The following is a 9,930-nucleotide window of genomic DNA, read 5'->3' as shown; positions in this document are numbered from 1 at the left end:
TAGAATATCGAAGTCGACGGCGGCTGGCTGCCCGAGGACGTGTAGGCACTCGTTTCCGGGGCGAGCTTTTTCGGTGTGCTCGTCGCGGGAGTCGGTATGACACTCCCGGTCGCGATGGGGTGGCGCCACCTCCTGTTCGCGAGCTGGCCGATCGCACCCGCGCTCGTCGACGCCCGTCTCCCGGACGGTCTCGAGCCCGACACCTACGACGGGCGCGCGTGGCTCTCGATCGTTCCGTACCGCAACGTCGCCGTCCGTCCCCGCGGCGCGCCCGCGAGGCTGGGCTTCGGGCTTCCCGAACTCAACCTCCGGACCTACGTTCGCCGGGACGGGGAGTCGGGGGTCTATTTCTTCAGCCTCGACGCCGACGGCCTCCTCGGCGTCCTCGCCGCCCGGCTCACCCACCGCCTGCCGTACTACAACGCGCGCATCGAGATGCGGCTGGGATCGAGACACGTCTCGTTCGCGAGCGAGCGCCGCCACCCGGGTGCGACCCCGGTCCGGTTCGCGTGTCGATACGAACCCGTCGGCGAGCCGTTCGCGCCGAACCCCGACTCGCTCGCGGCGTTTCTCACCGAGCGCTACCGGTACTACACGACGGGACGTCGGGGCGAACTCCGCTCCGCCGATCTCAGCCACGAGCGCTGGTCGCTCCGGCCGGCAACGGTCGCCCTCGAGACGAACACGCTCTTCGAGGCCAACGGCTTCGACGCCCCGGCGACATCCCCGGTCTGTTACTACAGCCCCGGGGTCGACGTCGTCTCCTCGAGAAATCGGCCCCGCTGAGACGGGGTACTGGAAGTCAGTGCCGGAGCGACCGAAACCCGCCCTGCGGTCGATCCCGTAACTCGGGACAGCGGACCATATAAACTCGGGCGGGGAGCGATCGATATACTTCGGCGGCGTCCCTGTAGACGCTCGTGACTACTACCGGACGGATCCGTGGAATCCACGTCGCTCCCGAGCAGGGGGCGCCGACGAGATCGATCGAGACGGCTCGAGCGCTCGCCGGGCGAGGGCTCGAGGGCGACCGCTACTGTCTCGCCGACCCCGAGACGGACGACCAGTCCGACGATCGGGTGGGAGGCACGTTCGCCGACCGCGACGGCAGCGACCTCACGCTCATCGAGACGGAGGCGCTCGAGGCCGTCGAGCGAGACTACGACATCGCGCTCGAGCCCGGCGTCCACCGGCGCAACCTGACGACGGAGGGGGTCGCGCTGAACCACCTCGACGGCGAACGGTTCAGGGTCGGCGACGTCGTCTGCGAGGGCGTCGAACTCTGCGAGCCCTGCTCGTACCTCGAGCGCCACCTCACGGAAGGCGGGGTCCGCGAGGCGCTGATCCACCGCGGCGGCCTCCGCGCGCGGATCCTCGAGGGTGGCGTCCTGACAGTCGGGGATCGACTCGAGAGGCACTGAGCGTCGGCGAGCGTTCGAGCGGAGATCCCGCGGGCTCGCACACGTTCGCCCGTTCAAACCGGCGGCGCAACATAAACGTACATTGCCGCGCGGTCCCAGTATCCGCGCAATGAACGAGCCCGGCGTCCAGTCGCTGATGGACCAGGAGACGCTCGACGAACGGGTGCGAGCCGGCGACGCTCCGGCGTGGGTCGAAGCGCACTGGCGGTCGTTCCAGGACGGGTTGCTCGGCGAACGAAACGGGACGCCGTTCCCCTGCTTTTTCGGCGCGGAGTCGGTCCAGCAGGGCGAGCCGCTGTACACGGCGGTGCCGTCGGCGTCCGACGCCGACGCCCTGTTGACCCTGCGCGATCGGATCCTCGAGTACCTCGAGATCTACCGCGAGCACTCGCCGCGGGCCTCGCTGGTGACCTTCTTCAAACCGCCCGCGGAGCCCCTCTCCGAGCGGGAGTACCACGAGACGTTGTGGCATATCTTGCAGACGCTTCATCTCCACGATCCCGAACCCTGGCCCGAGGGGATCCCGACGGACCCCGACGACGAGCGCTGGGAGTTCTGTCTGGGCGGCGAGCCGATGTTCCCGACCTGTCGGGCGCCGTTCTACGACGACCGCAAGAGCCGCTACTGCCCGATAGGGCTCGAGGTGACGTTCCAGCCCCGCGCGCTGTTCGAGAATCTCGGCGTGACGGCCGACACCCACGCCGGCCAGCAGGCTCGTGACGTGATCCAGGACCGCCTCGAGGGGTACGACGGCGTCTGTCCCCACGCGGACCTGGGTGACTGGGGCGTCGAGGGCGACCGCGAGTGGCCCCAGTACATGCTGACGGCCGACGACGCCCAGTCGCCCGAGGAGTGTCCGATGACGGTCACCCGAGATCATCCGAAACCCGGTGCGCAGTTGCCATGACGGAGAGGGAGGACGATACGGAGCCGGCGCTGATACTGATCGACCTTCAGGAGGGGTTCGACGACCCGTCGTGGGGAACGCGGAACAATCCCGACGCCGAACGGCGCGCGAGCGAGCTGCTCGAGGCCTGGCGCGAGGCCGACCGCCCGGTCGTCCACGTCCGCCACGACTCGAGCGAGCCCGACTCGCCGCTGCGGAGCGACGGGTCGGGCTTTGCGTTCAAAGCCGAGACGGCGCCCGCAGAGGAGGAGACGACGTTCGAGAAGTCGGTCAACAGCGCCTTTATCGGAACGGGCCTCGAGTCCTGGCTTCGCGATCGCGGGCTCGAGCGGGTCGTCCTCGTCGGGTTCACGACCGACCACTGCGTCTCGACGACGACCCGGATGGCCGAGAACCTCGGCTTCGAGCCGACGGTGGTCGCCGACGCGACGGCGACGTTCGACCGCGAGTTCGACGGTGACAAGTTCGACGCCGAGACGATCCACCGAACGGCGCTGGCCCAGCTCGAGGGGGAGTTCGCAGCGGTGGCGACGACGGCGGAGCTACTGGACGACGGAGTGTGAGATCGGTGCGCTCGAGCGGTCGGGTCAGACGGATTTCTGTACCGATGTATCGACGCAACCGCGACCTGGGCGGCGGTTGCGTTGGAACTAACGGACAGGAACCTGTCTCAGACGGTGCCGATCCCCTCGGCCGCCACGATGATCGCGAGCGTGGCGACGAACCCGACGACCGCGCCCGCGAGGAGTTCGGGTCGGCCGCGGTTCTCGAGGTCGGCGCCCGCGGCGATGCCAGCCGGGAGGAACTCGAGGACGACGAGGTACAGTAGGGCGCCGGCCGCGACGCCGAAGCTCAGCGCCAGCAGTCCCTCGAAGGTCGTGACGAAAACGTAGGCGACGACGGCGCCGATCGGCTGTGGCAGCCCGGAGAAGACGGCCCAGCCGACGACCTTCCAGCGATCCATCCCGTAGGCGATCAGCGGGATCGCGATCGCCAGCCCCTCCGGGACGTTCAGGATCGAGATCGCGATCGCCATGAACACGGCCAGCGAGGGGAGCGCGAGCCCCGCGACCTCGACGACCCCGTCGGTCGGATCGGCGAACGAGACGCCGACGGCGATCCCCTCAGGAATACTGTGAATCGTCAGTACTGCCACGGTGAGAACGACCGTCCGGGTATCGACGTCGGAGACGGCGTTCGGCGCGAACTCGTAGCCGTCGATAGCGCGGTCGGCGAGGGCGACGAATCCGATTCCGACGAGCGCGCCGAGCGCGACGGGACCGACGCCGCCAGCGGCGAGCCCCTCCGCGAGCAGGCCGAACGCGGTCGCCGACAGCAGGATGCCGGTGGCGACGCCCCAGAGGGCGACGAGCCAGCGGTCGCGGATCTCCTCGAGGACGAAAAACGGGAGCACGCCGAGCCCGGTGGCGAGGCCGGTGACGAGCCCGACGGCGAACACGAGCGAGAGATCGGAGAGCGGTGACATCGGGCGAGCGGGAGTGGGGACGGCGGGCGGTGGGCATTAGGCGGACAGCCGGCAGTGAGTTACTGTCGGAGTTTGTCGATGAGCGGGAGGTCGGGAAGGTCGACGCCGAGCTGCTGGCGCGCGAACCTCGCGAGCATCGGGATGTCGTTGGCGCTCAACAGCTTCCGGACGGCGAGCGGGTTCCCGTTGTTCGCCCGCGCCAGCGTCTCCTCGTCGAGGCGCTCGAGGTCGGCCATGAACTCGTCGTACCGGTCGTTGTCCGCGAGGTAGAGCAGCCGGGTCATCAGCTGTCGCTTCCTGACGTTCGGTGCGACCTTCTTGTGCCACAGCGAGTCGTACACCTCGAGGTTCTCGGCCGTGGGTTCGACGTTGCCGTGTTTGAGACAGCTGTCGGTGGCGGCCGCGGCCATCCGGCCGGACTGCATACAGGTGTGAATCCCCTCGCCCCACAGCGGATCGATCGACGGAACCGTGTCGCCGATCGCCAGGAAGCGGTCGGTGTGCATCTGCCCCGGCGGCTGGATGTGAGCCGAGCCGCGGTGTTGCTTGCCCTCGATGCGCTCGGCGTTCCGGAACCGCGGGTCGGTGTCGAGCCAGTGCGAGAGGTAGTCGTCGACGGTGAAGTCGTCGCGAGCGTACGTGCTGTGGCTGCCGTTCTGAATGTAGCAGATGCCGACCTTCGCGGTGTCCTCGCCGGTGTGGAAGATCCAGGAGTAGCCGCCGGGCGCGAGGTTGTGGTCGAGCCGGAGCATCATCGCGTCGTGGAGGTCGGCGAAGCCGGGGCGGTCGATCTCGATCCCCTCGAGTTCGTACTCGATACCGATGGCGTGGTTCTCGCGTTCCAGATCGCTAACGCCGAGCTTCTTGGCGATCGGCGCGGCCGGCCCCGTCGCGTCGACGACGATCTCGGCGTACACCTCCTCGTCGCCGTTGTAGGTGACGCCGACGGGTTCGCCGTTCTCGACGATCGGCGCGGTGGCGCGTGCGTCGAAGCGGTACTCCGCGCCCTCCTCCCGGCCGTCCTCGACGAGAAACCGCTTGAAATCCGCAAACTCGAGAACGGCACCGGGCTGGCTCTGAACGTAGTGGTCCGTCGGGGACTCGAGGACGACCTTGTCGGTGTACTGCATCACGACGTCGTCCGGGATTCCGAAGGAGGCCATCATGGAGGGGAACGTCCCCGCGGTGGACTTGTTGCTCTGGCGCGGGAACTCGTCTTCCGCCTCCGTTTCGAGGACGACGACGTCGTAGCCTCGGACCGCAAGGTCGCGAGCACACTGGGCGCCGGCCGGTCCGGCGCCGGCGACGACTACATCGTAACGCTCGTTCATAGTGCTGAAACTGTCTCGCCCCCTAATGAGTTTGTCCAAGCAGTTGCGTCCCCGGCCAGCCAACGGATCCACGACGGGGCGGCGAGTTCGACGTGGTTCGGGAGCCGAGGGCGCCGACGAGCCGGCTCGAGCGACGCTGAGGAAGAGTCCGTCACTCGCTGTAGCCTTCCTGCATGAACGTCCCCTCGGCCTCGTAGATCGAGACCAACTCCTCGACGAGGTCCTCGGGGGACTGACCCTCGTCGCAGTGGCTGTCGAGTCGGTCCTTGAGGTCGTCGCTGATCTCGAGCGTGTGAGTCATGTGTGGCCGTCGGTCGTATCCTCGGTCGCCGCGACCAAATAGCCCGGGGGCGCGTGTGCAGCCGTCCGACCGACGGAGACGAGAGCCGGCACGAGACGGCACCGCGATTATCCCCCTCCCCTGAGAAGAGCGGGGCATGGTAGCGACACTGTCCGACGACGAGGTTGGGAAGAAAGTGATCGACGCGGAAGGCAAGGAGCTCGGCATCGTCGCGAAGGTCGAGGACGATCGAGCGTCCGTCGATCCGAACCCGAGCGTTGCGGAGCACCTGCTCGCAAAGATCGGCGTCGAGGGCGAGGACGACGAGGACTACCTCGTCACCGAGAGCATGGTCGACCGGGTCGACGACGACACCGTCGTCCTGCAGGGCGACATCTAGACGCGAACCGCCACTCCCTCGTCGATGGGGCCGGCGGGACGCGACCGCGTTTTCGGTTCACGATCGAACGCCTCGAGCTACGGCTTCGACTCGAGGGTCAGGAGGGATGCTGGTGGCTGAGGCGCTCGGCCACCACGTTCGGGACGGGCGTGTTGCAGTCCTTGCACTTCCAGCTCCGGCGGACTCCGCTTCGGTCCTCGATCATGTCCTGTCTGAACCGCAGCGTCGCGCCACAGGTGCACCTGTGGGTCGTCGGGGACATACTCGAGCGTTCGGGCGCTCGGCTCAAAGATCCACTGGTCCGTCATACGGACCGCTGTAGTTCGGTACCGGTGATCGCTGTCCCCGTCCGAGCGATCACCGGTGACACGCTACGACGATCCGTCTCACTCCTCGTTGCTGGCCTCGAGCGCAGCCTCGCAGAGCGTCTCCCGCTCGTCGAAGTACGCCGGCGCGTCGGCCTCGGCCTCGAACTCGACGACCCGGTTCAGCGCCTCCTGTCCGTCGTCGACCGCCGTCTGGAGGTCGGCTGCCAGCTCCGTGTAGCCGGCCGACAGCTCCTGGAACGCCTGGATCCGGGCCTGCTTGGCGTCGACGAGCGCTTGTTTCTCCTCGAGGTCCCGTCCCGCGGCCTCGAGGTCGTCGACGTCGGTCCCGTCGGCAGGTCCGGTCGCCGACGGCGGTCGCTCGGTCCGCGGGGTGTCGTTCGATCGCTCCTCGAGCTCCGAGCGCAGCTCGGCCAGCCGCTCGTCGATCTCGTCTAACAGCTCGTTGGCCTCGTCGGTCATCGTCTCGACCCGACCGGACAGCAGGCCCGCCTGGGTGTGACAGTACTCGACGAACTCCGAGACCGACGGGGGCGTTCCGGTGTCGTCGCTCATACCGGACCCGTTCGTGCTTCCGACCGAAGTCAGTTCGGCTCTCGCGATAGTCGAATGTTACCACACCGCTTCGTGTTGGGCTTTCAGACGGGTTAAGTTCCTCCGACTCCTGACTCGGGTATAATGATTCGTCCGTCAGTGCGATCACCGTTTCACGCCCGTCTCCGGAGGTCTCTATGAGTCGGGACACGATCGAGGTTCGCGGCGCCGAGGAACACAACCTCAAGGACATCGACGTTACGATCCCACGGGAGGCGTTTACCGTCGTCACCGGACTCTCGGGGTCGGGGAAGTCCTCGCTGGCGTTCGAGACCGTCTACGCGGAGGGGCAGCGACGCTACATCGAGAGCCTCTCGGCGTACGCTCGGAACTTCCTGGGCCAGATGGACAAACCCCAGGTCGAGACCGTCGAGGGGCTCTCCCCGGCGATCTCGATCGACCAGAAGAACGCGGCGAACAACCCCCGCTCGACGGTGGGGACCGTCACCGAGCTCCACGACTACCTTCGTCTGCTCTACGCTCGCGTCGGTACCCCCCACTGTCCCGAGTGTGGCCGTGAAGTCGGCGAGCAGTCGGCCCAGAACATGGTCGAGCGCATCCTCGAGCTCCCCGAAGGAACCAAAGCCAAGCTCGCGGCGCCCGTCGTCCGCGACCAGAAGGGCGCCTTCGAGGACCTGTTCGACGAACTCGTCGCCGAGGGGTACGCCCGCGTCGAGGTCGACGGCGAGGAACACGACCTCACGCTCGAGAAGCCCGAGCTGGACGAGAACTTCGATCACACGATCGACGTCGTCGTCGACCGCGTGAAGGTGTCGACGGAGGCCCGCCCGCGGATCATCGACAGCGTCGAGACGGCGCTCGAGGAGGCCGAGGGCGTTCTGAAGGTGATCCTGCCGGACGCACCCCAAGAAGTCGCCGCGGAGCTGGGCGAGGAATCCCGCCAGACCGGTGCGCTCGGCGACGAGGACGAGGCCGACGACCGCTTCGTCGTCGAGTTCTCGAAGGATCTGGCCTGTACGCACTGCGGGATCGACGTCCCCGAGATCGAGACCCGCTCCTTTTCCTTTAACTCTCCTCACGGCGCCTGCCCCGAGTGTGAGGGGTTGGGCGAGACCAAGGAGGTCGACGAGGGGCTGGTCGTTCAGGACAGCTCCAAACCCCTCAAGCACGTCTTCGAGGCCTGGAGCTACAACCGCTCGTACTACAAGACCCGGCTGGACGCCGTCGCCGACCACTTCGACGTCTCGCTGACGACCCCGTTCGAGGACCTCGAGGAGGACGTCCAGGAGGCGTTCCTCTACGGCACCAGCCGACAGGTGCTGTTCAAGCGACAGACGAAAAACGGAACCCGCCGGAAGAAGAAGCGCTTCGAGGGCGTCATCCCGAACTTAGAGCGTCGCTACCTCGAGACAGACTCGGACTCGACCAGAGAGCACATCGAGGACTACATGTCGGTCACGGAGTGTCCCGCGTGTGACGGCACCCGCCTGAAGCCCGCCTCGCGGGCGGTGTTGGTCGACGGCACCGCGATCACCGAGATCAACGCGATGAGCATCGGCGACGCCCGCGACTACTTCGAGGCGATGGAGGCCGACCTCACCGAGCGCGAGCGCGTGATCGCCGAGGAGATCCTCAAAGAGATCCGCGCCCGCCTGGGCTTCATGTGCGAGGTCGGGCTCGAGTACCTCACCCTCGATCGGGAGGCCGCCACCCTCTCCGGCGGTGAGAGCCAGCGCATCCGACTCGCAACCCAGATCGGCTCCGGCCTCGTGGGCGTGCTGTACGTCCTCGACGAGCCCTCGATCGGGCTCCACCAGCGGGACAACGATCGACTCCTGGATACGCTCGAGGAGCTTCGCGACCTCGGCAACACCCTGCTCGTCGTCGAGCACGACGAGGAGACGATGCGCCGGGCCGACAACGTTATCGACATGGGCCCCGGCCCCGGGAAACGGGGCGGCGAGGTCGTCGTCAACGGCTCCGTCGACGAGGTCAAGGCCTGCGAGGAGTCGATCACCGGCGACTACCTCTCCGGCCGCGAGCAGATCCCGGTGCCCGACGAACGGCGCGACGCCGACGGGGCACTGACGATCCGGGGCGCCCGCCAGCACAACCTCGCCGATCTGGACGTCGACCTCCCGCTCGGAAACTTTACCGCGATCACGGGCGTCTCCGGCTCCGGGAAGTCGACCCTGATGCACGACGTGCTGTACAAGGGGCTTGCGCGGCAGATGAACGACAATACCTCGGTGATTCCGGGCGACCACGACGGTCTCGAGGGCCTCGACGCGATCGAGACCGTCCGCCTGATCGACCAGAGCCCGATCGGCCGCACCCCCCGATCGAACCCGGCGACGTACACGAACGTCTTCGACTACGTCCGGGAACTGTTCGCCCAGACGAAACTCGCCAAACAGCGGGGCTACGAGAAGGGCCGGTTCTCCTTCAACGTCAAGGGCGGCCGCTGCGAGGAGTGTGGCGGTCAGGGCACCGTAAAGATCGAGATGAACTTCCTCTCGGACGTGTACGTCCCCTGCGAGGAGTGCGACGGCGCCCGCTACAACGACGCCACGCTCGATGTCACCTACAAGGGCAAGACGATCGCCGACGTGCTGGACATGGAGGTCGAGGAGGCCTACGACTTTTTCGAGTCCTCGAGCCAGATCCGTCGCCGCCTCGAGCTGCTGAAGGACGTCGGGCTGGGCTACATGACGCTCGGCCAGCCCTCGACCACCCTTTCCGGTGGCGAGGCCCAGCGGATCAAGCTCGCCGAGGAGCTCGGCAAGAAGGACTCGGGCGAGACGCTGTACCTGCTCGACGAGCCCACCACGGGACTCCACCACGAGGACGAGCGCAAGCTGATCGACGTCCTCCACCGGCTGACCGACAACGGCAACACCGTCGTCGTCATCGAACACGAACTCGACCTCGTCAAGAACGCCGACCACGTCATCGACCTCGGCCCCGAGGGCGGCGAGCACGGCGGCGAGATCGTCGCCACTGGCACCCCCGAGGAGGTCGCTCGCCTCGAGGGCTCCCACACGGGACAGTACCTGCGGGACCTGCTTCCGAAAGTCGACCTCGAGGGACCCCGCGGCGAGCGCGTCGAGCCCGTAACCGCGCCGATGGACGACGACTGAGGCGGTCCGCTACGACCGTTCTCGTCGTCCTCACGGGCGAATCGCGAGTGCACCAGACGTAGACTCACAGCGGTTCGGACGAAC

The 9,930-nt window shown here is 67.2% G+C and carries 11 protein-coding genes; 6 read left to right on the top strand and 5 right to left on the bottom strand.

Annotation, left to right across the window (positions count from 1 at the left end):
* The first annotated feature begins 96 nt into the window (after positions 1–96).
* From ACFEMD_RS01750 to ACFEMD_RS01735, 4 genes are all read left to right on the top strand, one after another.
* Positions 97–786 carry a YqjF family protein gene (locus ACFEMD_RS01750; RefSeq protein ID WP_394739156.1) on the top strand — a complete coding sequence of 230 codons (690 nt, stop codon included), beginning with the start codon at positions 97–99 and terminating at the stop codon, positions 784–786.
* A 134-nt stretch (positions 787–920) separates the two neighbouring features.
* Positions 921–1,421 (top strand): MOSC domain-containing protein, encoded by a 501-nt coding sequence (locus ACFEMD_RS01745; RefSeq protein ID WP_394739155.1) that lies wholly within the window; start codon positions 921–923, stop codon positions 1,419–1,421.
* 109 nt (positions 1,422–1,530) lie between these two features.
* Positions 1,531–2,328 carry a YqcI/YcgG family protein gene (locus tag ACFEMD_RS01740; RefSeq protein WP_394739154.1) on the top strand — a complete coding sequence of 266 codons (798 nt, stop codon included), beginning with the start codon at positions 1,531–1,533 and terminating at the stop codon, positions 2,326–2,328.
* Positions 2,325–2,891, top strand: a complete 567-nt coding sequence (locus ACFEMD_RS01735) for a cysteine hydrolase family protein (RefSeq protein WP_394739153.1) — start codon at positions 2,325–2,327, stop codon at positions 2,889–2,891. The genes ACFEMD_RS01740 and ACFEMD_RS01735 overlap by 4 nt, the downstream gene beginning before the upstream one ends.
* 107 nt (positions 2,892–2,998) lie before the next feature.
* Here ACFEMD_RS01735 and ACFEMD_RS01730 read toward each other — a convergent pair whose 3' ends face one another.
* The 3 genes from ACFEMD_RS01730 to ACFEMD_RS01720 form a co-directional block, all read right to left on the bottom strand.
* Positions 2,999–3,814: a ZIP family metal transporter gene (locus ACFEMD_RS01730; RefSeq protein ID WP_394739152.1), complete on the bottom strand. Its 816-nt coding sequence runs from the start codon at positions 3,812–3,814 to the stop codon at positions 2,999–3,001.
* Positions 3,815–3,873: 59 nt separating this feature from the next.
* Complete coding sequence (locus tag ACFEMD_RS01725) at positions 3,874–5,145, bottom strand: digeranylgeranylglycerophospholipid reductase (RefSeq protein ID WP_394739151.1); 1,272 nt, start codon at positions 5,143–5,145, stop codon at positions 3,874–3,876.
* Between the two features lie 151 nt (positions 5,146–5,296).
* Positions 5,297–5,446 carry a DUF7557 family protein gene (locus ACFEMD_RS01720; RefSeq protein WP_394739150.1) on the bottom strand — a complete coding sequence of 50 codons (150 nt, stop codon included), beginning with the start codon at positions 5,444–5,446 and terminating at the stop codon, positions 5,297–5,299.
* A gap of 136 nt (positions 5,447–5,582) precedes the next feature.
* Between ACFEMD_RS01720 and ACFEMD_RS01715 the strand changes: the two genes are divergently transcribed.
* A complete protein-coding gene (locus ACFEMD_RS01715; RefSeq protein WP_394739149.1) occupies positions 5,583–5,825 on the top strand; it encodes a hypothetical protein in 243 nt (80 codons plus the stop codon).
* A 97-nt stretch (positions 5,826–5,922) separates the two neighbouring features.
* On the opposite strand, the gene ACFEMD_RS01710 is transcribed toward ACFEMD_RS01715, so the two are convergent.
* Together ACFEMD_RS01710 and ACFEMD_RS01705 are read right to left on the bottom strand one after the other, a co-directional pair.
* Complete coding sequence (locus ACFEMD_RS01710) at positions 5,923–6,087, bottom strand: hypothetical protein (protein ID WP_169331720.1); 165 nt, start codon at positions 6,085–6,087, stop codon at positions 5,923–5,925.
* A 124-nt stretch (positions 6,088–6,211) separates the two neighbouring features.
* Entirely contained in the window at positions 6,212–6,706 is a 495-nt protein-coding gene (locus tag ACFEMD_RS01705; protein WP_394739148.1) for a hypothetical protein, read from the bottom strand.
* Positions 6,707–6,882: 176 nt separating this feature from the next.
* Between ACFEMD_RS01705 and uvrA the strand changes: the two genes are divergently transcribed.
* Positions 6,883–9,846, top strand: a complete 2,964-nt coding sequence (uvrA, locus tag ACFEMD_RS01700) for an excinuclease ABC subunit UvrA (protein WP_394739147.1) — start codon at positions 6,883–6,885, stop codon at positions 9,844–9,846.
* Positions 9,847–9,930 lie beyond the last annotated feature (84 nt).

It is taken from the genome of Natronococcus roseus (assembly GCF_043677095.1).
GTDB classification, from domain to species: domain Archaea; phylum Halobacteriota; class Halobacteria; order Halobacteriales; family Natrialbaceae; genus Natronococcus; species Natronococcus roseus.
The sequence above is the reverse complement of the archived record's forward strand: the minus strand, read 5'-3'. Positions and strand labels throughout refer to the sequence as shown.

Coding starts and splice junctions, on each gene's coding strand:
- ACFEMD_RS01735 (WP_394739153.1), top strand. CDS start 2,325: ATGACGGAGAGGGAGGACGATACGGAGCCGGCGCTGATACTGATCGAC.
- ACFEMD_RS01705 (WP_394739148.1), bottom strand. CDS start 6,706: ATGAGCGACGACACCGGAACGCCCCCGTCGGTCTCGGAGTTCGTCGAG.
- ACFEMD_RS01740 (WP_394739154.1), top strand. CDS start 1,531: ATGAACGAGCCCGGCGTCCAGTCGCTGATGGACCAGGAGACGCTCGAC.
- ACFEMD_RS01710 (WP_169331720.1), bottom strand. CDS start 6,087: ATGTCCCCGACGACCCACAGGTGCACCTGTGGCGCGACGCTGCGGTTC.
- ACFEMD_RS01750 (WP_394739156.1), top strand. CDS start 97: ATGACACTCCCGGTCGCGATGGGGTGGCGCCACCTCCTGTTCGCGAGC.
- ACFEMD_RS01725 (WP_394739151.1), bottom strand. CDS start 5,145: ATGAACGAGCGTTACGATGTAGTCGTCGCCGGCGCCGGACCGGCCGGC.
- ACFEMD_RS01730 (WP_394739152.1), bottom strand. CDS start 3,814: ATGTCACCGCTCTCCGATCTCTCGCTCGTGTTCGCCGTCGGGCTCGTC.
- ACFEMD_RS01715 (WP_394739149.1), top strand. CDS start 5,583: ATGGTAGCGACACTGTCCGACGACGAGGTTGGGAAGAAAGTGATCGAC.
- uvrA (WP_394739147.1), top strand. CDS start 6,883: ATGAGTCGGGACACGATCGAGGTTCGCGGCGCCGAGGAACACAACCTC.
- ACFEMD_RS01720 (WP_394739150.1), bottom strand. CDS start 5,446: ATGACTCACACGCTCGAGATCAGCGACGACCTCAAGGACCGACTCGAC.